This window comes from Halomonas sp. BC1, assembly GCF_002078135.1.
GTDB classification, from domain to species: domain Bacteria; phylum Pseudomonadota; class Gammaproteobacteria; order Pseudomonadales; family Halomonadaceae; genus Vreelandella; species Vreelandella stevensii.
In genome coordinates this window covers 1-23,398 of record NZ_LFGS01000016.1, presented here as the reverse complement: position 1 = coordinate 23,398, position 23,398 = coordinate 1, and the positions used below count along the sequence as shown (strand labels likewise).

The window sequence follows — 23,398 nt, the reverse complement described above, 5'->3', positions numbered from 1 at the left end:
CCCGTGAACAGGGGATTAACCCAGCAGCTCATTGGCTTGTTTAACAATGTTCTCGACGGTAAAGCCGAAGTGCTTGAACAGCTCGCCAGCCGGGGCCGACTCACCAAAGGTGGTCATGCCAATCACGCGGCCATCGAGACCAACGTATTTGTACCAGTAGTCGGCATGGCCAGCTTCGATGGCAATACGCTTGGTGACGGCTTTGGGTAGCACGCTTTCGCGGTAGTCAGCGTCTTGGCCATTAAAACGGTAAGCGGACGGCATGGAGACTACGCGCACGGCTTTACCCTGCTGCTCCAGTTCGGCCGCGGCGTCCATCGCCAGAGAGACTTCGGAGCCCGTGGCAATCAGGATCAGCGCGGGCGTGCCGTCGCAATCCTTCAGCACATAACCGCCGCGCTGGATGGCGGCTAACTGGGCCTTGGTGCGCGGCTGGTGCGGCAGGTTTTGACGCGACAGTACCAGCGCAGTGGGGCCGGAGTGGCGTTTGATGGCCGCATCCCAGGACGCCGCCGTCTCCACCGCATCGCAGGGACGCCAAGTGTTCAGGTTGGGCGTGGTGCGCAGGCTGGTGAGCTGCTCGATGGGCTGGTGGGTCGGGCCATCTTCACCCAGACCGATGGAGTCGTGGGTAAACACGTAAATGGCCTGCTGGCCCATCAATGCCGCCATGCGCACGGCATTACGCATGTACTCCATGAAGATCAGGAAGGTCGCGCCATAAGGAACGAAACCACCGTGCAGGGCGATACCGTTCATCACTGCGCCCATGCCGAATTCACGCACACCGTAGTGCAGGTAGTTGCCGCTGGCATCTTCAGGAGTGATCGCTTTGGCGCCTTTCCAGAACGTCAGGTTGGAGGGCGCGAGGTCAGCGCTGCCGCCGAGCAGTTCCGGCATTTGCGGGCCAATCACGTTCAGCGCTTCAAAGGAGGCTTTACGTGAAGCGATGCTTTCGCCTTTGTCCTGGGCCTGCTCGATCAGCGCTTCGGTGGCCAGCTCCGTGGGCAGCTGCGCTTTCATGCGACGCTTGAACTCACGGGCCTGCTCGGGGAATGCTTCGGTGTAGCGAGCGAAGCGGCCTTCCCACTCCTGCTGGCGAGCTTTACCCGCTTCGCGAGCATCCCAGGCGGAGTAAATGGGCTCGGGGATATGGAAGGGGGCATGCTCCCAGCCTAGCTGCTTGCGCGCCAGCGCTACTTCATCGTCACCCAACGGTGCGCCGTGGGACTCTTCTTTGCCCTGCTTGTTGGGGGCGCCAAAGCCGATGATGGTCTTGCAGATGATCAGGCTCGGCTTGTCGTCCTGGCTCTTCGCCAGCTCGATGGCGGCCTTGATCTCTTCAGGCTTGTGGCCATCGACGTTGGGCACCACGTGCCAGCCGTAGGACTCGAAGCGCTTGGCGGTATCGTCGGTGAACCAGCCTTCGACTTCGCCATCGATGGAGATGCCGTTGTCGTCGTACAGAGCAATCAGCTTACCCAGCTGCTGAGTGCCGGCCAGCGAGGCCGCCTCATGGGAAATGCCTTCCATCAAGCAGCCATCGCCCAGGAAACACCAGGTGTGGTGGTCAACGATGGTGTGGCCGGGGCGGTTGAACTGTGCGGCGAGGGTTTTCTCGGCAATGGCAAAGCCGACGGCGTTGGCAAAGCCCTGGCCCAAGGGGCCGGTGGTGGTTTCGATGCCGGGGGCGTATCCGTACTCAGGATGGCCTGCCGTGGGCGAGTGCAGCTGGCGGAAGTTTTGCAGCTGTTCCAGGCTGAGTTCGTAACCGCTCAGGTGCAGCAGCGAGTAGAGCAGCATGGAGCCATGGCCGTTCGACAGCACGAACCGGTCGCGATCGGCCCACTTGGGGTCTTCGGGGTTGTGCTTGAGGTAGTCATTCCACAGCACCTCGGCAATATCAGCCATGCCCATGGGTGCGCCGGGATGGCCAGATTTGGCCTTCTGAACGGCATCCATGGAAAGGGCGCGAATGGCATTGGCCAGCTCAAAACGGGACGGCATGGGGTGCTCCTCGCCTGAAAACGGAAAGAATAAAAGCGCTATTGTCGCTGACTTCCTCGGCGGCGGCAAATTCTCGAGGTGCGTTCTGGGAAGAACCCCCAACAGCGTGTAGACTCTGCCTCCCGAAGTAGTAGTGAAAAGGCTCTGCTGCTTCTATATACGGGCAGGGAACCTCCTGCCATGATTTCCTGCTGATGCTGCGGTCATAACGAAGCAGCCGTCATACAGAGGGTCGAGTGCGCGATGAGCGAATATTCCCTGTTTACCTCCGAGTCCGTTTCCGAAGGTCATCCTGACAAGATTGCTGACCAGATTTCTGATGCGGTGCTGGATGCCATTATCGCCCGTGACAAGCAGGCGCGTGTTGCCTGTGAAACGATGGTGAAGACGGGTGTTGCCATTATTGCGGGTGAAATTACCACCTCGGCATGGGTTGATCTCGAAGCGCTGGTGCGTGATGTGATCACCGATATCGGCTATACCTCCTCACAGGTAGGCTTTGATGGCGCCACCTGTGGCGTGATCAACCTGATCGGCAAACAGAGTGTGGATATTGCTCAGGGCGTTGATCGCACCAAACCCGAAGATCAAGGGGCGGGCGACCAGGGCTTGATGTTCGGTTATGCCACCAACGAAACCGACTCCTTCATGCCGGCCCCTATTCACTACTCCCATCGCCTGGTCGAGCGTCAGGCAGAGCTGCGCAAGCATGGCCTGCTGCCCTGGCTGCGTCCTGATGCGAAGAGTCAGGTCACCTTCCGCTACAATGCCGAAGGCCAACCCTGTGGCGTGGATGCCGTGGTGCTGTCGACCCAGCATGACCCGGAAATCGACCAGGAAGACCTGCGCAAGATGGTCAAGCGCGAAATCATCGAGCAGGTGATTCCCGCAGAGTGGCTGGATGCGAACACCCAATACCATATCAACCCGACCGGCAAGTTCGTGATCGGTGGCCCAGTGGGCGACTGTGGTTTGACGGGGCGTAAAATCATCGTCGATACCTACGGCGGCATGGCCCGTCACGGCGGCGGTGCGTTCTCGGGCAAGGATCCGTCCAAGGTAGACCGCAGTGCGGCCTACGCGGGCCGTTACGTGGCGAAGAACGTGGTTGCTGCAGGCTTGGCCGACAAGTGCGAGATTCAGGTGTCTTACGCCATCGGTGTGGCAGAGCCCACCTCCGTGTCGATCGACACCTTCGGCACAGGCAAGATCGACGATGCGAAAATCGTCGAACTGGTGCGCGAGCACTTTGATCTGCGCCCCTACGCGATCACCACCATGCTCGATCTGCTGCACCCGATGTATCGTCTGACCTCTGCCTACGGCCACTTTGGTCGCGAGCCGTTCGAGCATAGCTACCGTTGGACGGACGACAAAGGGGAAGAGCATACCGAGACGTTTACGGCGTTCCCTTGGGAGAAAACCGACAAGGCCGACGCGCTGCGCAAGGCGGCTGGTTTGTAAACGCCTGGTCATACCGCTGCCCTGATAGCGCCCCCTGATGAAAATCAGGGGGCGTTTTTATTCTTTCCTATTGGCTGAACAACGTAACATTGCATCACGCCACGTTTGAGTTAAGTTAAAGTTAGCGCGGTGGTGCAGGCACCGATGGTTTTGCTGATCATCAGGGGGCGGCGATGGGGTGGCGGTGGATATTCAGAGCAGGGTGGCTGAGTGGCCTGTGCGCTCTGGCGCTGACGGCGCAGGCCGAGGAGTGCCCGGCATGGCCACAGGAGCGCCTTGCTCAAGAGCGCCAGACGCTGGCCGAGCATATCGCGCTGTGGGACCGTGCCTACCATGACGCGGGTGAGTCGCTGATTGCCGATGAGCTTTACGATCAGGCGCTGGCGAGGCTGGCGCATTGGCAAACCTGTCTGGACGACACCACGCCCCACCGTCCCCTGACCCGATCCACCCGTAGCGATGGCACGGTGACTCACGCGGCTCCGCAAACCGGGCTCCACAAGGCCGACGAGGCCGGAGTGCGGCGTTTTACCAGCCGTCGCCAAGGGCTATGGATACAGCCCAAGGTGGACGGTGTAGCGGTGACTTTGCGCTATCGGCAAGGGGAATTGGTCGAAGCGGTCAGCCGCGGCGATGGGGAGCGCGGCCAGAACTGGACCGAGCGCGTTCGGCAACTGCCCGATGTGCCTGCTTCGCTACCCGAGCCGCTATCGGCGGTGTTTCAGGGCGAGCTCTATTGGCAGCTTGATCGGCATATCCAGTCGCAAGCTCCCGAGGTTGGCGCGCGCGGTGCGGTGGCCGGGGCCATGGCGCAGCAGGCACCCAGTGAGGCGACGCTTTCCCGCGTAGGCTTGTTCGTGTGGGATTGGCCCGATGGGCCTACCGAGATGGCGGAGCGGCTGGCGCGACTGACGGCACTGGGGTTCGATACGGCCGAGTACACGCACCCGGTTGCGGGCCATCAGCAAGCGGCCGAATGGCGCGAGCGCTGGTTCAACGAGCCGCTGCCCTTCGCTACCGATGGCGTGGTGCTCAAGCAGGCCGAACGCCCTGGCATTCGTCACTGGTCGGCGTCGCCTCCGGAGTGGGCCATCGCCTGGAAATACCCCGCGCAGCAAGCGCTGGCCCAAGTGCGTGGTATCGAGTTTCGGGTGGGGCGCACTGGGCGAGTGACGCCCGTGTTATGGCTGTATCCCGTGAGCCTGGAAGGGCGCAGCATTCGTCGTGTATCGTTAGGGTCGCTGGAGCAGTGGCAGGCCTGGGATGTTCGCCCAGGAGACCATGTCGCCGTGACGCTGGCAGGGCTGACGATTCCTCAAGTCACCAGCGTAGTCTGGCAGAGTGCTGAGCGGGCGCCGCTCAGTGTGCCATCGCCAGCGCGTTATGACCTGCTGAGTTGCCTGACGCTGACCCCAGATTGTGATGCCCAGCTATTGGCACGCTTGACCTATCTGGGGAATCAGCTAGGTATGCGTGGCATCGGCGAAGGCACCTGGCAGGCCTTGATGCGTGCTGGGGTCGTGACGGAGCTGCTGGGCTGGCTGGCGCTGTCGGAGGCGCAGCTGCAACAGGCCCATGGTATTGGTCCCGCCACGGCCGCCTCGCTGGCGGCACAGTTTGCGGCGGCACGGCAGGCGCCCTATGCCGCCTGGTTACGTGCGCTGGGCGTACCGTCGGGCGGCAGCGCCGAGCTGGGGGAGTGGGCAACGCTGGAAGGACTCTCCCGCGCCGAGTGGCAGGCCCAGCCTGGGGTGGGCCCCGTCCGAGCCGAAGCGCTGGTGGCGTTCTTTGGCCATCCCGAGATTCAGCGGATGGCACGTCAGCTTCAGCAGGCGGGTGTGGAGGGCTTCTAGGCCAGCCCGGTCAGGTAGAGCATCATCCCCAGATAGAACGGGATCAGCAGTGGCGCCAATAGCGTCGTGGTCAACACGGCCAGGGCGCCTTTTTGGGGCTGAATGCCCAGCTCCATGGCCACGACCACCACATTGGAGGCCATCGGTACCACTCCCAGCAATAGCAGCGCCATGGCCAGCTCCGGTGCCAGCGGCGTCAGCTGTTGCAGCACCAGCACGGCACCGACCATGACCAGTGGCCACAGAACGTAGCGCAGCCCCACGCAGGCTGCCACGAAGCGCGTATCCCAGGCGGCCAGCGTCACCTGGCTGAGTGTCATGCCAATGATCATCATGCCCAGCAGAGTGTACGTGGCGGGAAAGACGGCCAGCGAGTTCATCATGGGCTCGGGGAGCACTACACCCAGCGAGCTGAGCAGCAGGGCCAGCAGGAAGGCATAGACCAGCGGCAGGCGGGCAATCTTGATCAGACTCTGGCGCACTGAGAAGTGCCCTCGCGCGCTCAGGTAAAAGCCCACGGTAAATTCATACAGGTTGATCCCCAGCATGCAGAACAGGTACAGCGTGACGCCCTCCGGCGGCAGCAAGATCAGCGCCACGGGCAGGCCGAAATAGCCGGTGTTGCCGGTGCCGGAGGAAAAGGCCAGCAGAGCACCCTCCTGGGGGCCGAAGCGATGGCGGGTCAAGCGATGTACCAGCAGCGCCATGGCGCTGACCAGCAGAAACATGGCCAGCGACAGGGTCAGATAGGCTGCCGTGGGGCCGCCGTTCATCAGCGAGCGGAAAATCGTCAGGGGAGCAATGAGATAGACCAGCAGCGTGGCAATCGGGCGAGGGTCGATCTTGAGCCGCTGGGCCGCAAGGAACCCTAACCCGACATAGCCCAGTAGCATCAACAGTGGCCCCATCAACGTAGCGGGTGCTAAATCCATTTCTCCTCCTTGAATTTTGTCTGCCGAACAACATGAGCCGAATTGAAGATCGTGCGTGAAATCTTTCATTAGCCGCCACGCGGGTAAGCAGCGAGAATACCTCACATAATGATCACTTTGTTGTACTGCGAGGATACACCATGAGCAGCCAGGAACATCCGTTAGGTATCAGCTTCGAGTTTTTTCCGCCCAATACCGATGCCGGCCGGGAGAAGCTGATTCACGTGCGCGATGAGCTGGCCGCATGTAACCCTCGTTTCTTCTCGGTGACCTACGGGGCTGGCGGGTCCACGCAGGCGCGTACCCGCGATATCGTGCGTACCGTGAGTGAGAGCGGTATTACCACCGCCCCGCACCTTTCCTGTATCGGCAGCGAGAAAGCCCAGCTACGTGACCTGCTGGCCCAGTATCAGTCGGAAGGCGTGGATAGCCTGGTGGCGCTACGTGGCGATATGCCGTCCGGCATGGGCAGTATCGGCGAGCTGCGCTACGCCAACGAGCTGGTCGAGTTCATCCGTGCCGAAACCGGTGATCACTTCGATATCGCCGTGGCGGCCTATCCAGAATCTCATCCACAGGCTCCCAGCCTCGACAAGGATGTGGAAAACTTTGCCCGCAAGATGAACGCGGGCGCCAATATGGCGATTACCCAGTACTTCTTTACCGCCGATGCCTACTTCCACTTCGTGGACAAAGCGCGGGCGCTGGGTGTCGAGCAGCCGATCATTCCCGGCATCATGCCCATCACCAACTACACCAAGCTGGCGCGCTTTTCCGATGCCTGCGGTGCCGAAATCCCCCGCTGGATTCGCAAGCAGCTGGAAGCCTATGGCGATGACAGCGAGGCTATCGCGGCCTTTGGCACCGAGGTGGTGACGCGCCTGTGCGAGCGCCTGCTGGATGGTGGCGCGCCGGGGCTGCACTTCTATACGCTCAACCAGGCCGCGCCGGTCATGAAGATCGTCGATAATCTCACCTGACCTGTTGCCGATGTGATCCATGAGAACCGACCTGCGTCCTCTGGCGCAGGTCGGTTTTTTTGATGGGGGTGCGACAGGCGCCGCGCGTGGAAGGCCCGGCTTGGAGAGTGGGCAAGGCATGGCTAACCACCGTATGATGCCTGCTCATTGAACCGTGACGGGAGCAGGAAACGATGTGGCTGATAGCTGCCATGTTCGCAGTGACCTATGTGGGAATGGCCGTGGGCCGGCTACCCGGTTTGCAGATGGACCGTGCCTGGATAGCGCTCTCTGCAGCCTGTGTACTGCTGTTGACCGGCACCGTGAGCCTGGCGGACGTTGGTCAGCATATCGATGTAGGTGCCCTGGTGTTGCTGCTGGCGCTGATGCTGGTATCGGCACAGTTCGGCTTTTCCGGCGTCTACGGGCGTTTGTCTGCGCTGATCATGCGCCACGCCGAGCGTCCCAGCGTCCTGTTGCTGGGCGTCGTGCTGCTGGGTGGTGTGCTGTCGGCACTGCTGGTCAATGACATCGTGGCCTTTGCGATGACGCCGCTGCTCTGTCAGGCGCTGTTGGCTCGTGGCCTGGATCCTCGCCCCTATTTATTGGCGCTGGCACTGTCGTGTAACGCAGGCTCGGCTGCCAGCCTGATCGGTAATCCGCAGAACATTCTCATTGGGCAGGTCGGCGGGCTCGATTTTTGGGCCTACAGCCTGCAGGCGCTGGTGCCTGCCGTTGCCGCACTGGGCATCACCTACGCCGTCATCTGGGCCATGTGGCGTCACCGCTGGGTGTTGAACGAGCCAGGGGCGGCACCTATGCCGCTGAGCGTGTCCCAGGAAAGCCTGCGTTATAAACCGCTGCTGGCAGCCATGGCGCTGCTGGTCCTGTTCTCGACCCCGCTGCCTCGCGAATGGTCGGCGCTCGCGGTAGCGCTGGTATTGATGATGTCGCGCCAAGTCGCCAGCCACCGATATGTGCAGGCGGTGGACTGGAACCTGTTGCTGCTGTTCATGGGGCTCTTCATTGTCACCGGCAGTGTCGCTTCCTTGCCGGAAGCGGGGGTATTGGTCAACCAGTGGCTGGGGTCGGGAGGTGTGCCGGATGACCCATGGCACATGGCCGGGATATCGCTGGTGGCCAGCAACGTGATCGGTAACGTACCTTTTGTGATCTTGCTACTGGGGCTGTTCCCGCAACTGCCCGAGGCCACGCTGGTCATGCTGGCGGTCATGTCGACGTTGGCGGGTAATTTGCTGCTGATTGGCAGTGTGGTGAATCTGATCGTGGCAGAGGGGGCCAGGCGGCAGGGCGTTCACCTTGGCTTTCTCACCTTTGCCAAGGCCGGTATTCCAGTGACGCTGTTATCGATGCTGGTGGCGGGTGGGTGGTTTGCACTAGGCGTGCGCTGACAAAAAAGCCGACTCCTGGGAGTCGGCCTGCGTTGATAGCCTGTCAGGCTGCGGTGGGGGCCGGTTTCGGCCCGTGCAGCTTGCGCTGCATCAGGAACATGGCGGCACCGATACCCAGTCCAGCAATGTCGGTGAAGATACCGCCGTAGATCAGGAACAGCGCGCCGATCATCAGCACCAAACGCTGCCATGCCTGGATCGAGCCAAAGAACCATGCTTGTACCGTGGCTGACAGCATGAAGATACCGATCGACGCCGTAATGGCGACGCGAACGATCTGCATCGGTGTGCCTTCCATCAGCATGGCCGGGCTATAGAAGAACATGAACGGTACGATAAAGGCCGCCAACCCTACCTTGAACGAGGTAATGGAGGTTTGCATGGCGTTATCGCCGGAAATACCGGCAGCGGCATAAGAGGCCAGTGCCACGGGCGGGGTGATCGCCGACATGACGGCAAAGTAGAAGACGAAGAAGTGCGCAATCAGCGGCTGAATGCCGATGTTGATCAGGCCAGGCGCCACGACGGAAGCCGCCACGGCATAGGCCGCCGTGGTGGGCATGCCCATCCCCAGCAGAATCGAGATACACATGGCGAAGAACAGGGCCAACAGTTGGCTCACGCCCGCCATGCCCAGCAGCAGCGACGAGAAACGTGCGCCCACGCCGGTCAGGGAAATGACGCCCACGATCAGGCCTGCACAGGCACACACGGCGATGATCTGGATCGACATGGTGCCTGCCAGCTGCAGGGCCTTGAGAATTTCACGAATGCCCATCTTGTTGGGTGAAATCCAGCTCACCACGGCAGCCGCAGCCGTGGCCAGGGTGCCCGCACGGATGACCGAGTACCCCATGAACAGGGCATAGATCAGGATGATGATCGGCGCAAACAGGTACGCGTGACGGGCCAGTTTGCGGAACTGCGGGATTTCATCCTTGCGCATACCGCGCATGCCTTTCTTCGCAGCTTCCAGGTCGACCATGAAATAGACCGACAGGAAGTACAGCGCGGCCGGAATCAGCGCGGCAACGGCAATCTCGCGATAGGGGATGCCGGTGATTTCCGCCATGATGAAGGCACCCGCACCCATGATCGGGGGCATGATCTGGCCGCCGGTGGAAGCAGCGGCTTCGATCGCCCCTGCGCTACGGCCCGGATAACCTACCTTTTTCATCAACGGGATGGTCAGAGAGCCGGTGGATACCACGTTGCCTGCGGAGGTGCCGTTGATCATGCCCATCAGGCCAGAAGCGAAAATCGACACCTTGGCCGGACCGCCCCGCGAGCGCCCTGCAGCGGCAAAGGCGAAGTTGACGAAGTAGTCGCCCACTTTCGAGGCTTGCAGGAACGCTGCAAAAATAATGAACAGAATGATGTAAGTGGAGGAGACCGCCGTCGTTTGCCCGAGCACCCCGATATCGGTGTAGAGCTGGCTGAAGAAGCGGTTGACCGACAGGCCCGGGTAACTCAGGAAGCCTGGCAGGTAAGGGCCGCCAAACACATAGGCCAGAAAAATGGCAGAAATGACGACCAGCGCGTTACCTGCTACGCGGCGGGTCAGCTCCAGAATCAGCAGCGAACCGGCCATGGCGGCGTAGGTAATGCCAACCGGGGCAAAAGAGGTGCCCGTGGACATACGCAGTGGCGTATTGTAAACCGTGATCAGATAACCCGCGCTGGCCAGTGCGACGATCATCAGCACCAGGTCAGGCATGGAGAATTTGGAGCGCTCCAGGCGATAGAACCAGGACAGCAAGATCGCCCCTACGGTGGCGAGCAGCATCGGGTAGCCGAAGTGCCAGGTTTCCACCTGTGGGTCGATACGCATGGCGCCCCCGGAAAGGGCTTGCCACATCAGGAAGGCTTGCACCAGTGCGTAGCCTGCGGGCAGTAGCAGCGCGGCTCCCAGCAGTGTCAGCCACTTGGGCGACTCATCGCTGGCGTCACTGGCAAAGCGCGCACCAGTGAACAGGCCGAAGCCAAGAATCAGGGCGCCTGCCACGTGAATGATCCGGTAGGTCCATGTTTCCATGGGCAGGACGTTCAGCGTGATCAGGTGAAACAGCGAGTAGGCGATGGCAACGCCGGCGAAAAGCATCCACTGCCAGCCGGTAAACAGACGACGGTTTGACTCGACGACCTCTTCGTCGACACCTTCGGCGAGTATGGCCTTGGCGTCCTGTTGCTCAACGGGGTCGCTAGCGGGTGCAGCCGGGTTGGGGCTGCCGGTGTTGTTGCTCATGGAGGTTACCCTTGGGATGGATCGTCAGCGAAGATGCTTGGGTAATTCAGGAATTGCTTATTCATGGCCAGAGCGACAAGAGCCGACCCTGTAAAGAGTCGGCTCTTGTGCTGGCACATCCGCGCTTATTGGCGAATCATGTCGTCGGCTATCTCATAGCCGTTTTCATTGAACCAGCGGGCAGCACCGGGGTGGAAAGGCATGACCGTGTTGTACTTGACGTTCTCGGGAATGCTCTCTTCAGCACTGCGGTGGATGGATACCATGCGGTCGTTGTTTTCCATGGTGATGCGCGTGACTTCATACACCAGGCTGTCGGGCAGATCACAGCCGGCAATGGCGAAGTTCCACATGGAAACGGCGCGAGCATCTTCTTCCAGCGTTTCGTAGGTGCTGGCCGGAATCATGAATTCAGAAACCGGGAAGGCGTCGACAATGGTGGCCTGCTCTTCTTCGGTGAACTCGATGATGTTGACGTTGGTTTGAACTTCCAACTGGCTAACGGCCGGGATCGGTACGCCCGCTGCAAAGGCAACGACGTCCAGCAGTCCATCCTGCAACTGACCGCCCAGGTCAGACCAGCCGCCGTTACGGCGCTCGAAATTGACGCCCAGCTCTTCGAGGATGGCAGGGAAGTAAACGTCAGAGGTAGAGCCTGCGGGGCCAAAACCAATGCGCGAGCCGTCCGGAATCTCGGAAATGGAGGTAATGCCGGTGCTGGCCAGTGCGGTGATGGAGAATGGCGTCTCGTACATCGGGAACAGGGCACAGGCGTTATCCATGACGACACCCGGTGCCAGCGGGCTACGACCGTTCATGGCGTCATCTGCAGGGCCCAGTGTGGTCAGGCCGAAGGCCAGCTCACCCGCGTGAACCAGTGCCAGGTTCTGCGTCGGACCACCGGTGACTTCACCACCGCCGGTAATGCCGCCCAACTGGTCGGCCAGCAGGTTCGCCCAGCCAGAACCGTAGATGTAGAAGGTGCCGCCCTGGCTGGCAGTACCTACGGTAAAGCTGGAGGGCCAGCCGTCACGATCAACTTCCGCATGGGCGGTGGTCGCAGCAACCAGCGCGCCGCCAGCCAGCAGGGCAAGAGACTTGGGCATCATATTACGCATGGCGAGATTTCCTAAGCTGTTATTGGGATTATCGTCTGGCATATCGAGAGTATGGCCAGTGCTCGTTCTAATAAGCAGCTTATGTAGAGCGATTGTCGTGCCAATGGCTTTGTTTTTATTTGAATACAATCGCTTATGGATATCTTATTCAACTTTGGTTGAAAGGCGCTCGACGCTTTATGGATGGCTTTACGCACGGATTCATGGAAATAGCGTGCGGTTTTCCGCACATTTTGGAGAGAAAGATGACTCCTGGGCGTCGCTACTTCGGTTTGCCGGGATCCAGGATACGCACTGGCTGTACATCCTGTACTTTTTGCTCATCGCGTACCTGATTGACTCGAGTCACCAGCTCTGGCGATGTTTCATCCTCGATCGGCAGCTGCTCGAAGAAATCACAGTTGACGCATTCACGGTAGCGAATGCCATGCTGCTCCCAGGCGCGAATACGGTCCATGGCGGCGCAGCGGGGGCATGTAACCCCGGCAATAAAGCGTTTGATACTCGACATGACAGGACTCCCGAGACGCGGCAGCAGAGCTACCGCGTAGAGATTAAGAGTGGATTAGGCAGCGCGGATACCGCTGTGGCGCAGCAGCGGAGCCACACTGGGCTCGCGACCACGAAACGCGACGAATAGCTCGGCAGCATCGCGGGCGCCGCCCTGTTCAAGGATCTCTTCCTTGAAGCGCTGGCCGGTGGCAGGGTCAAAAATACCCGCTTCTTCGAAGGCGCTCCAGGCGTCGGCGGAGAGCACTTCGGCCCACTTGTAGCTGTAATATCCCGCCGCATAGCCCCCTGCAAAGATGTGGCTAAAGCTGTTCTGGAAGCGATTGAAGGGCACCACGGGAACCACTGAGGTGTGGCGGCGTACGTCGTCCAGCAGGCCTTGTACGTCGTCGGCGCTGGGAGCTTCCAATTCATGGTGCAGGCGCATGTCGAAGAGCGAAAACTCTATCTGGCGCAACATGCCCATGGCGGACTGGAAGTTCTTGGCCGCCTGGAGACGCTCGAACAGTGCATCGGGGAGCGGTTCGCCGGTATCCACGTGTCTGGACAGTAGCGCTAGCCCCTCTTTTTCCCAGCAGTAGTTCTCCATGAACTGGCTAGGCAGTTCGACCGCGTCCCAGGCCACGCCGTTGATGCCGGAAACATCGGCGATGTCCTGCTTGGTCAGCATGTGGTGCAAGCCGTGGCCGAACTCGTGGAACAGCGTTGTGACTTCGTCGTGGGTCAGCAAGGCAGGTTTGCCGCCCACCGGGGCGGTGAAATTACAGGTCAGGAAGGCGACCGGCAGTTGCAGGCCGTGTTCTGTCTGGCGGCGTACTCGGCAGTCCGCCATCCAGGCGCCTCCGCGTTTGCCCTCCCGGGCGTAAAGGTCGAGGTAGAACCCCGCAATCGGCTTGCCTTGCTCGGTAATTCTGAAAAACCGCACATCGTCATGATAGCTGGCCACGCTGGTATCTTCCGCTACCTGCACGTTGTAGAGGCGCTCGATGACTTGAAACAACCCGTTGACCACGTGGGGGGCGGGAAAGTAGGGGCGTAGCTGCTCCTGGGAGAGGTCATGGCGAGCCACGCGCAGCTTTTCACTGGCATAGGCGACATCCCATGGCTGCAGCGTGTCGAGCCCGAGCTCATCACGGGCGTAGGCGCTGAGCTCGGCAAACTCCTGCTGAGCTTGCGGCTTGGCACGCTGGGCCAGGTCTTCGAGAAAGTCGAGTACCTGGGCGGGGGAGTCGGCCATCTTGGTAACCAGCGAGTAGTCGGCGTAAGTATCGAAGCCGAGCAGGCGGGCCAGCTCCTGGCGCAGGGCCAGCGTCTCTTCCAGAATGGGGGCGTTATCAAACTGGCCTGCTTTAGGGCCCTGGTTTGAGGCGCGCGTCACAAAGGCGGTATACACTTCCTCGCGCAGTTCACGGTTGTCGGCATAGCTGACGATCGGAAAGAAGCTGGGGAAGTCGAGCGTGATGCGGTAACCCTCTGCGCCTTTGGCCTCTGCCAGTGCTTTCAGCGTTTCCAGAGCACTTTCCGGCACGCCTGCCAGCAGCGCAGGGTCAGTGATGTCCTTGTGCCATGCCTGTGTGGCATCCAGCACATGGTTGGAAAACTGATTGGACAGCGTGGAGAGACGCGCTTGAATGTCGCCGTAACGCGCCTTCTTGTCGGCTGGAAGGTCCACGCCCGCCAAGCGGAAGTCGCGCAGCGCATTATCAACGGTGCGCCGTTGGGCGGTGCTCAGGTCGTGCCAGGCAGGACCTTCCTTGAGCGCCTGCCAGCCCTTGAAGAGCCCTTCATGTTGGCCTACCCAAGTGCCAAAGGCCGACAGCTTCTCCAAACAGGCCTGATAGGCGTCACGCAGTTCCGGGCTGTTCATGGTGCTGTTGAGGTGCAACACCGGCGACCAGGCCTGAGACAGGCGGTCGTTCACGGCTTCCATGGGCGCGGCAAAGTTGTCCCAGGTAGGCGGTTGATGAGCGGCTTGTTGGGCAAGGCGCTCGATGGCGTCGCGACCCTCATTGAGCAGTTGTTCTACCGCGGGCACCACGTGTTCGGCACGAATGTCGGCGAAAGGGGGGAGCTCATGGCTCTCTAGCAACGGGTTGCGGGACATAGGCACCTCTATGGCGGCAGGTTGGTTCATGCGGGCGCGTAAAGCGTCCGTGGATAATGACACAGTGCGGGCAGCCGAGGTCAGTTTCAATGGCGGCATTGGCCTGGAGGCATGCGCCTGCTAGTCTTGCCGCCTTTTGATACGTCGAATCGAGTGCCACCAAGGCAGGAGCAGAAGATGAGTGAAACGCTGGAGCGTTGGGGGTCGAAGCGTGCCTTTATTCTCGCGGTGACCGGTGCCGCGGTAGGGCTTGGCAATATTTGGCGGTTTCCCTATGTGGCCGGGGAAAACGGCGGGGCGGCCTTCTTGCTGATTTACGTGGCGTTTGTCCTGTTGCTGGGCCTGCCCGTGATGATGGCGGAAATACTCATTGGCCGCGCTGGCCGTCGAGGCCCCATGCAGTCACTGAGCGTACTGGCCACACAGGCGGGTGCCTCGCCCCACTGGCGCTGGCTGGGGCTGTTCGGTGCGCTGACGGTGTTTTGCATTCTGTCGTTTTATTCCGTGGTGTCTGGCTGGTCGATCGAGTTTCTGGTGGCCTCCATCAATGGCAACTTTGACGGGGCCAGTGCCGCCGAGATTGGCGCTGGCTTTGACGCCTTTCTGGCCAATCCAGGCCTGCTGATTTTCAACCATTCACTGTTCCTGTTCATGACCATGACGGTGGTGGCGGCTGGCGTCGCGAAAGGCCTGGAGCGGCTCAATAATCTCTTGATGCCGGTGCTCTATGGCCTGTTGGTGCTATTAGCCCTCTACGCCATGACCACCAGCGGCTTTGGGGCGGCGCTGCACTGGCTGTTCATGCCGTCTTTCGAAAACGTCACCGCGTCGGTGGTGCTGCATGCCATGGGACACGCTTTTTTCACCCTGGCCGTAGGGGCGTGTGCGTTGATGGCCTACGGGGCCTATATGCCGGATGAACAGAGCCTGCCGAAAGCCGCTTGTGCGGTGGCCGTGCTGGATATCAGCGTGGCGCTGCTGGCGGGTATTGCGATCTTTTCAGTAGTGTTTGCCCAAGGGATGGACCCGGCGGACGGGCCGGGACTGATGTTCGTGACCCTGCCCATTGCCTTCTCCGAGTTGCCCTGGGGTTCCTTGTGGCTGAGCGTGTTCTTTTTGCTGCTGCTGCTCGCGACGTGGACGTCAGCCATCAATCTGGCGGAGCCCATGGTGGCCACGCTGCAGGGCCTTGGCTGGCGGCGCAGCGTTTCTACGGCTGTCGTGGCGATCAGTGTCTGGCTGCTGGGGCTGCTGTCGGCCTTCTCCTTTTCTCACCTGGCGGAGTTTAGACCGCTGTTTGGGCGCAACGTGTTCGAGCTGGTCAGCAGTATCCCCCCGGACATCTTCCTGCCCATGGGAGGATTGCTGATTGCTATCTTCGCGGCCTGGGTAATGCCACAGCCCTTGGTGATGCGCACCCTGGGCGTGGGTGAGCGAGGCTTCCTGCTTTGGCAACGTCTGGTCCGTTGGGTCTCCATTCCGCTGACCTTCATCGTCCTGCTGGGTGGATTGCTATAGTGGTTCTTGTGTCACTAACAGGAGAGTCTTCATGAGCAATGCCTTACGCGCGTTTCACGCACACTCCCCTACGCTGGGCGAGCGTGTCTATATCGACCCGGCCAGTGTCGTGATCGGCAACGTCACTCTGGGCGACGACTGCTCGGTATGGCCCATGAGCGTGATCCGTGGCGATATGCACAGGATCACTATCGGGGCGCGCACCAGCGTGCAGGATGGCAGCGTGCTGCATATCACCCACGCCAGCGATTTCAACCCGGAGGGCTTTCCTTTGACGATTGGTGACGATGTCACCATCGGTCACAAGGCCATTCTTCACGGCTGCACGTTGGGTAACCGCATTCTGGTGGGCATGGGCGCCATCGTCATGGATGGCGCGGTGGTGGAGGACGAGGTGATCATTGCGGCGGGAGCGGTGGTGACACCGGGCAAACGGCTGGAAAGTGGCCATGTATATGCGGGCAATCCTGCCAAGCCGTTGCGGCCTTTGAAAGAGCAGGAGCGGGCCTTTTTCCCCTATACGGCAGGCAACTACGTCAAATTGAAGGACGAGTTTCTAGCACAGCAACGTGGTTAGCCTAAACCTTTGGTAAACGGCAGCTTTTTTTATATCAGGCCGTGTTGTAGTCTTCGATAATCTGGTAATTTATCCAGTTTTTCAGAGTGCCACGACATGGCCAACTTTCGCACGCACATTACCGTGGCCGCCGCAGGCGGTACGCTCATGGCCTATATGGGCTGGCAAGCGCAGTGGTGGCCCGCGTCGCAATCCTTGCTGATCATTGCGCTGGTGGCCTTCGGTGGCATCCTGCCCGACATAGACGCAGACCGTTCCCGCTCTATCCGTCTGATTTTCAATCTGTTGTCGGTGCCTACCCTGGTATTGGGGGTGTTGATGCTGCAGCCCTGGTTGACGCCTGGACTGCTGCTGGTGGCCTGCGGCGGTATCTATTTTTCAGTGCGCTACCTGGCCGCGATTCTCTTCTCCAGATTGACCGTTCACCGAGGGATCTGGCACTCGTTAATGGCGGCGGGGTTGTGCGCCCTGGCGACGGCGGCGCTCAGCTACCATCTGCTAGCGCAGCCCGCCTGGTTGGCCTGGTCGCACGGTGCCGCGGTACTGGTGGGGTTTATCATCCACCTGGGACTGGATGAGCTGTTCAGTGTCGATCTGGAGGGGGCGCGGCTGAAGCGCTCGTTTGGTACGGCGCTCAAGTTGGGCGACAGCCGACGTCCTCTCTCTAATCTTTTGATGCTCATTGCCATGCTGGTGCTGGTGCCCTGGGTGCCGCCCTGGGGAGTGCTGCTGGAACTGATGCGTCAAGGGTCACTGCTGTGGCGGTAATCGTCAGCGCTCAGGCCATGCTTTTTGAGCTTGTCGTAGAACGTCTTGCGCGGGATGCCCAGGTGGCGACACACTTCCGTTACGCGGCCGTGGTGACGCGCCAGTGACTGGCTGATCAGGCTCTTTTCGAACAGCTCTACCTGGCGCGGTAGCGTGGGTTCATGGGTGTCTGCGGCGACACCTTCCAGCAAGGCGTCCAGCCGATAGTCGAACGCGGCACCCAGCAAAACGTAACGTTCGGCAAGGTTGCGCAGCTCGCGCACGTTGCCTGGCCAGTCGTGGGCCAGCAGGGCGGCAATGGCCGGGCTGTCCAGCGTTGGCGCTTCCAGCCCGCTACGGTTGGCGGCGACCACGGCAAAGTGCTGAAAAAGGAGCGGGATGTCTTCTCGCCGTTCGCGCAGGGCGGGCAGGGGCAGGGTGACCACATTGAGGCGGTAGTAGAGGTCTTCGCGAAACAGCCCGTCGTCGGCCGCCACTTTGAGATCTACCTTGGTGGCGGCAATCACGCGAATATCGAGCGGTACGGCTTCATTGGCTCCCAGGCGTTCGACGCTGCGCTCCTGCAGTACGCGCAGCAGTTTGACCTGCAGTGCCATGGGCATGGACTCGATCTCATCCAGAAACACTGTGCCGCCGTTGGCATGCTCGAACTTGCCGATACGCCGCTCCACGGCCCCTGTGAAAGCGCCTTTTTCGTGCCCAAACAGCTCTGATTCGATGGTGTTTTCCGGCACGGCGCCGCAGTTGATCGCCATGAAGGGGCTATTGCGACGAGCGCTGCGTTCATGGATCGCGCGGGCCACCAGATCTTTCCCTGTGCCGGTTTCGCCAAACAGCAAGACATCGGCCTCTACCTGGCTGATGCGCTGGATCATGGCCGCCAGGCGCGAAATGACCGGCGTGCGGCCTACCAGGCGAGGCCCGAGCGCTGCGTGCTGGACTTCGAGCTCGGCTTTCAGGCGCAGGTTTTCCAGGCTTAGCTGGCGCTTTTCGATGCCGCGTCTCACGACGTCCAGCAGCTGATCGCCCGCAAAAGGCTTTTCCAGAAAATCCCAGGCACCGGCGCGCATTGCTTCCACCGCCGTCGAGATGTCGCCATGGCCAGTGATCAGTATGATCGGCAGGGTGGCATCGCGATGGTGAAGCTCATGCAGCAGGGCCATGCCATCCATGCCGGGCATGCGGATGTCGCTGACGATGACGCCTGGGAAGTCGTCGGGCAGCGCCGCCAAGGCTTGCTCTGCGGATTCGAAGCAGTAGGGAGTGTAGCCGGCCAGCTCCAGGGTCTGGCTCGCGGTGATACGCAGATGTGGCTCGTCGTCGATCACCATGACCGGCAGTGTCGACGGTTCATGCATGGTTATTGTTCTCCGTTATTCTATGCTGCTCGCCTAGGGGCGACACGATGGTGCGCGGTAGGGAGATCGTGAAGCACGCGCCTCCCTCGGCCCGGTTGGTGGCCTGTAGCTTGCCCCCCAAGTCCTCCATGATACGCGATGAGATGGAAAGTCCTAGCCCCAGGCCGCTGCCCGGCGCTTTGGTAGTGAAAAAGGGCTCGAAGATCCGCGACACATGGTGCTCGGCGATACCGGGGCCGTTGTCGATGACATGAATTCGCACTTGGTCAGACGTGGCCTCGGCCCGCAGCGTAAGGGTGGGCTGGGCGACGTCTTTCATCGCCTGGATGGCATTGCCAATCAGGTTGACGATGACCTGTTCCAGGCGCACCAGGTCTCCCTCTACCCACAGGGTTTCGGCGGGCCATTGAGGCGTCACCTGGATACTGCCATCGCGTAGTCGGCTGTGAAACAGACGCAGGGCGTACTCGATGCAGGCCTGGACAGAAATGGTTTCGTGGCGCTCGCTGCTTTTGCGAGAAAACTGGCGTAGCTGGGCACTGATATCTGCCATGCGCTGGGTCAGCTCGACGATTTGCGCCAGATTGGCATCGGCTTGCTCGATGCGCGTCAATTCGATGAAACGGCGCGCGTTTTCAGCATAGGCGCGAATAGCGGCCAGCGGCTGATTGAGCTCATGATTGATGCCTGCGGCCAGTTGGCCCAACACGGCCAGCTTGGCGGCTTGTATCAACTCGTTCTGGGTTTGCTGAAGATTGGCTTCTGCCCGACGGCGCTCTTCGATTTCATCGGAAAGGCGTTGATTGCTGGCCACCAGATCGCGTGTTCGACGCTCCACGCTGGCTTCCAGCTCATCGCGCGCGCGCGCCAGAGTCTGTCGTTCACGTTCGGCAAAGGCTTCCCGCTCTCGGCGTAGCCGTAAACGTTGCCAGCCGATGCCTGCGCCCAGTGCAACGACGCCATAGAGGCCTCCTGCCATCAAGGCGGCCACCCATTGGGCGCTGATCACCGAGTTCAATGGCTTGAGAATATGCATCTGCCAGCCAAATTCCGGTAGCGGTCTCGTCAAGCTGAGGTAGCGCTCTCCCTGCAGCGGGCCATGGGTAAAGCTGACAAGGTAGCTGTCGGGGCCATAGGGGGCCTCTACCTCAATGCCGGAGGGGTCGAGCGGCTCGATGGCATAGCGACGCGTTGCGCGAAGGCTTTCGCGCTGCGCTTCGTTGAGGGGGTAGAGCGCATTCATGCGCAGCTCGGGTTGGCTGGCCATGAAAATGATCGAGTCGCTGTCCGTGACAAACAGCTCCGCATCTTGCTGTGCCCAGCTCTCTTCGACCTCATCGAGCAGCACCTTGATGACCAGCACGCCATCCGGTGTGGCGTCGGGTGAGGTATCGTCCAGCCACACGGGGGCAGAAAAGAAGTATCCCCGCTCCAGCGACTGCGTACCCAGACCGTAAAAACGCCCCTGCCCACCGGCAATGGCATCGGTGTAATAACTGCGGAAGGCGTAGTTATGGCCAATGAAAGTATTGGGGCGATGCCAGTTGCTGGCCGCAATGGTGTAGGCGTCGCGATCCAGCAGATAAACGTCCGACACGCCCGCTGTAAACCGAAAACGGTCCAATAGCAGGTTCAGCGACATGGGGTCCTGACCTTCAGGCGCGGCCAGGTAACGCTGGATGCCTTCTCGGGTAGAGAGCATTTGGGGCAGGTAATCATAACGGGATAGGTAGCCCGTCAAGTTGGCTGCTGATAGGCGCAGCTCGTTTTCAGCGTCGTCGCGCAGATTGGCAAGCGCCTGCTCGCGGGCTAGCTGGGCGGCCTGCCACATGCACAGCGCAAGCCCCACCGGCAGGATCAGCAGCCAGGCAAGCCGCCAACGTGGGCCGGGAGAGCGGCTCATGCGGAGGTGCGCGTGCCCTGGGCACGGCGTAATGCGCGCTGAGCGCGGGTCTCCGCACGGGCCATTTCGAGTAGCCCCTCTTCCACATACACCAGGTGTTCGTGAGCGCGGGCTCGGGCGTCTTCTGCGCGGCCCTCCAGGATGGCATCGAGCAGCGCTCGGTGCTGCTTCATCAACTGTGAGCGGGAGTCTGGCTTGGCAAACAGGTGCGCCAGATTATCCACGATACTCTGCTCCAGGAGATGGAAGATACCGCGAATGGTGTGCAAGAGCAGGACATTGTGCGCTGCTTCGGCAATCGCCAAATGAAACGCGGCGTCCAGCTTGGCTTCCTGTGCAGGGTCGGCGCCGACGAAACCGCCGTCCAGCTCCTCGAAGCGCTGTATCAGCACGGCTTTGTCGGCGGGTGTCGAGCGCAGTGCAGCATAGTAGGCCGATATGCCCTCCATGGCATCGCGAAACTCCAGCAGATCCAGGTGAAATTCCTTGTGGCGGGAAAGCATTTCCAGCAAGGGGTCGGTATAGCCGCTGTTGAGCGTCTCGTTGACAAAGGTGCCGCCGCCTTGGCGACTGCTCAGTAATCCGCGGGCAGCCAATTTCTGAATGGCTTCTCGCAAGGAAGGGCGAGAAACACCAAAACGCTCAGCCAGCTCTCTTTCAGGGGGCAAGCGCTGCCCGGGTTTCAAGCTTCCTTCCAGAATCATGCCTTCAAGGCGTTCGGTAATCACATCGGCAAGGCGCTGTTGGCGGAGCGGCGGGTAAGACATGAACAGTAGCTCCAATAATTGGTAAGACCAAGGGTAATCAATTTAAATGTTCCGCTCAAGCGTCCGTAGCATGCCATTCCAATAAGAAAGCAGCGCTTTGAACTAAAGTATGGTGGGCACCATGGGCTAATTGCACGTTTTGTGTTTGACACACAAGATCGGCCTATCTAATGTTGTTTCTGTTTTTTTTGTAAATTGGTAAAACCAATTAATACGCTAGAGCGCTGGCATACTCATGCGTCGTGGGTAAGCAAGAGCATGTAGGCATGGCTTTTTGCTGACGTGACAACAACAGTGCAATCTCTCCATAGGGTGCTCCATGATCATTTCTGCCTCCACGGACTATCGCCGGGCTGCCAAGCGTCGCCTTCCCCCTTTCCTCTTTCATTATGCGGATGGAGGGTCGTACGCAGAGCACACCCTGCGTCGCAACGTGGATGACCTGCGTGATGTTGCGCTACGTCAGCGGGTGCTGAAGGACATGTCCTCGCTTTCTCTGGAAACCGAGCTGTTTGGTGAAAAGCTTGCGATGCCGTTGGCGCTGGCGCCGGTAGGGCTGGCAGGTATGTATGCTCGGCGGGGCGAGGTGCAGGCAGCCCGCGCGGCCAGTAAGAAAGGGGTGCCCTTTACCCTGTCGACCGTATCGGTTTGCCCGATTGCCGAAGTGGCGGCAGCGGTCGACCGGCCCATCTGGTTTCAGCTCTACGTGCTGAAAGACCGTGGGTTCATGAAGCATGTGCTGGATCGTGCCAAGGAAGCGGGCGTAAAGACGCTCGTTTTTACCGTGGATATGCCGGTACCTGGGGCGCGTTATCGTGATGCCCACTCCGGCATGAGCGGCAAGCACGGCCCAGCACGGCGTATTCTGCAAGCGGCACTGCATCCCCTGTGGGCTTGGGACGTGGGTGTCAATGGCCGCCCCCATGACCTGGGAAATGTGTCCGACTATCGCGGCAAGCCAACCGAGCTCGAGGATTACATTGCCTGGCTGGGCGATAACTTCGATCCTTCTATCTCCTGGAAAGATCTGGAGTGGATTCGAGAGCAGTGGGATGGGCCCATGATCATCAAGGGCATTCTTGATGCGGAAGATGCGCGGGATGCGGTGCGATTTGGCGCAGATGGTATCGTGGTATCCAACCATGGCGGCCGTCAGCTGGACGGCGTGCCGTCCACGGCTCGGGCGCTACCCGCCATTGCAGATGCGGTCAAAGGAGATCTAGCGATTCTGGCGGACTCTGGCGTGCGCAGTGGCCTGGATGTCGTCAGAATGATTGCCATGGGAGCGGATACGGTGCTGATTGGCCGAGCATTCATCTATGCGCTGGCGACAGCGGGAGAGGCTGGCGTGACCCATCTTCTCGAGTTATTTGAAAAAGAAATGCGCGTTGCCATGACGTTGACCGGGGCGCGCACCATTGCTGAACTCGGCTCCCAGTCACTGGTGTCTAATGCTCAGCAGGTACTGTTGCAAGAGTAAAAGCAGGCGGTGCTGCCTGATAGTAGAGACGGTATATAGGTGTGCGACTGCAAGGCGTGAAATTATTTTACAAAAGCCCTTGCCAACCCGGCAGCGAATCCGTAAAGTACGCATCCGCTGCCGGGGACGCCAAGCGTTACCAGCGGTGAAGAAGGTTGAAAAACCTTCGGTTTGTCAGGAAGTTAGCGTCATCTGCTGGTTGGATTGATCGCTCGCTTCACGCGCTGAAAACAGCCCTTGACAAACACCACGGAATGCGTAGAATACGCCTTCCTCGCTGAGGCAATACGGTTCAGGTCACCGAGCCCGTCGCAGCGGACTCAAGAAAGTTGCTCTTTAACAATTTGATCAGGTAATTCATGTGGGCGCTTGCCGATGAGGGTGAATCATCACCTAATATCAAGGCAAGCGAACACGAAGATA

At 60.2% G+C, this 23,398-nt stretch carries 17 protein-coding genes; 8 read left to right on the top strand and 9 right to left on the bottom strand.

Annotated features, from left to right (window positions below; genetic code table 11):
* Positions 1-15: 15 nt before the first annotated feature.
* The gene (tkt, locus tag B7L72_RS12945; RefSeq protein ID WP_081194862.1) at positions 16-2,007 is read right to left on the bottom strand and encodes a transketolase; all 1,992 of its coding nucleotides are present in this window, start codon (positions 2,005-2,007) and stop codon (positions 16-18) included.
* Positions 2,008-2,250: 243 nt separating this feature from the next.
* On the opposite strand from tkt, the gene metK reads away from it, so the two are divergent.
* A complete protein-coding gene (gene metK / locus B7L72_RS12940) occupies positions 2,251-3,471 on the top strand; it encodes a methionine adenosyltransferase (protein WP_016915659.1) in 1,221 nt (406 codons plus the stop codon).
* A gap of 173 nt (positions 3,472-3,644) precedes the next feature.
* Entirely contained in the window at positions 3,645-5,324 is a 1,680-nt protein-coding gene (gene ligB / locus B7L72_RS12935; protein ID WP_081194860.1) for an NAD-dependent DNA ligase LigB, read from the top strand.
* Here the strand turns inward: ligB and B7L72_RS12930 are convergent.
* Positions 5,321-6,256 (bottom strand): AEC family transporter, encoded by a 936-nt coding sequence (locus tag B7L72_RS12930; protein ID WP_081194858.1) that lies wholly within the window; start codon positions 6,254-6,256, stop codon positions 5,321-5,323. The two genes, ligB and B7L72_RS12930, sit on opposite strands and share 4 nt — an antisense overlap.
* A gap of 140 nt (positions 6,257-6,396) precedes the next feature.
* Here B7L72_RS12930 and metF point away from each other — a divergent pair, with 140 nt between their 5' ends.
* Both metF and B7L72_RS12920 read left to right on the top strand, forming a co-directional pair.
* Positions 6,397-7,236 carry a methylenetetrahydrofolate reductase [NAD(P)H] gene (gene metF, locus B7L72_RS12925; protein WP_016915665.1) on the top strand — a complete coding sequence of 280 codons (840 nt, stop codon included), beginning with the start codon at positions 6,397-6,399 and terminating at the stop codon, positions 7,234-7,236.
* 173 nt (positions 7,237-7,409) lie between these two features.
* Positions 7,410-8,627, top strand: a complete 1,218-nt coding sequence (locus B7L72_RS12920; protein ID WP_081194856.1) for an SLC13 family permease — start codon at positions 7,410-7,412, stop codon at positions 8,625-8,627.
* A gap of 43 nt (positions 8,628-8,670) precedes the next feature.
* Here the strand turns inward: B7L72_RS12920 and B7L72_RS12915 are convergent, their stop codons facing one another.
* From B7L72_RS12915 to prlC, 4 genes are all read right to left on the bottom strand, one after another.
* Positions 8,671-10,872 carry a TRAP transporter permease gene (locus tag B7L72_RS12915; protein ID WP_081194854.1) on the bottom strand — a complete coding sequence of 734 codons (2,202 nt, stop codon included), beginning with the start codon at positions 10,870-10,872 and terminating at the stop codon, positions 8,671-8,673.
* A gap of 125 nt (positions 10,873-10,997) precedes the next feature.
* Entirely contained in the window at positions 10,998-11,990 is a 993-nt protein-coding gene (locus B7L72_RS12910; RefSeq protein WP_081194852.1) for a TAXI family TRAP transporter solute-binding subunit, read from the bottom strand.
* 262 nt (positions 11,991-12,252) lie between these two features.
* Positions 12,253-12,501: a YheV family putative zinc ribbon protein gene (locus B7L72_RS12905; RefSeq protein WP_081194850.1), complete on the bottom strand. Its 249-nt coding sequence runs from the start codon at positions 12,499-12,501 to the stop codon at positions 12,253-12,255.
* 54 nt (positions 12,502-12,555) lie between these two features.
* Entirely contained in the window at positions 12,556-14,604 is a 2,049-nt protein-coding gene (gene prlC / locus B7L72_RS12900; RefSeq protein WP_016915670.1) for an oligopeptidase A, read from the bottom strand.
* 177 nt (positions 14,605-14,781) lie between these two features.
* Here prlC and B7L72_RS12895 point away from each other — a divergent pair, with 177 nt between their 5' ends.
* The 3 genes from B7L72_RS12895 (at position 14,782) to B7L72_RS12885 (ending at position 17,467) form a co-directional block, all read left to right on the top strand.
* Positions 14,782-16,122, top strand: a complete 1,341-nt coding sequence (locus tag B7L72_RS12895; protein WP_016915671.1) for a sodium-dependent transporter — start codon at positions 14,782-14,784, stop codon at positions 16,120-16,122.
* Positions 16,123-16,153: 31 nt separating this feature from the next.
* Positions 16,154-16,699, top strand: coding sequence for a gamma carbonic anhydrase family protein (locus B7L72_RS12890; protein WP_081137925.1), 546 nt, complete (start codon positions 16,154-16,156; stop codon positions 16,697-16,699).
* Positions 16,700-16,795: 96 nt separating this feature from the next.
* The gene (locus B7L72_RS12885) at positions 16,796-17,467 is read left to right on the top strand and encodes a metal-dependent hydrolase (RefSeq protein ID WP_081137927.1); all 672 of its coding nucleotides are present in this window, start codon (positions 16,796-16,798) and stop codon (positions 17,465-17,467) included.
* Here B7L72_RS12885 and B7L72_RS12880 read toward each other — a convergent pair.
* From B7L72_RS12880 to B7L72_RS12870, 3 genes are read right to left on the bottom strand one after another with little or no spacing between them, the layout of a single operon-like run.
* A complete protein-coding gene (locus B7L72_RS12880; protein ID WP_016915674.1) occupies positions 17,443-18,825 on the bottom strand; it encodes a sigma-54-dependent transcriptional regulator in 1,383 nt (460 codons plus the stop codon). The genes B7L72_RS12885 and B7L72_RS12880 overlap by 25 nt on opposite strands.
* Positions 18,818-20,728: an ATP-binding protein gene (locus tag B7L72_RS12875; protein ID WP_081194848.1), complete on the bottom strand. Its 1,911-nt coding sequence runs from the start codon at positions 20,726-20,728 to the stop codon at positions 18,818-18,820. Before B7L72_RS12875 ends, B7L72_RS12880 begins: the two co-directional genes overlap by 8 nt.
* On the bottom strand, positions 20,725-21,495 hold the full coding sequence (locus B7L72_RS12870; protein WP_081137930.1) for a GntR family transcriptional regulator: 771 nt from the start codon (positions 21,493-21,495) through the stop codon (positions 20,725-20,727). The genes B7L72_RS12875 and B7L72_RS12870 overlap by 4 nt, the downstream gene beginning before the upstream one ends.
* A gap of 319 nt (positions 21,496-21,814) precedes the next feature.
* Between B7L72_RS12870 and lldD the strand changes: the two genes are divergently transcribed.
* Positions 21,815-22,975: an FMN-dependent L-lactate dehydrogenase LldD gene (lldD, locus tag B7L72_RS12865; RefSeq protein WP_081137932.1), complete on the top strand. Its 1,161-nt coding sequence runs from the start codon at positions 21,815-21,817 to the stop codon at positions 22,973-22,975.
* Positions 22,976-23,398 lie beyond the last annotated feature (423 nt).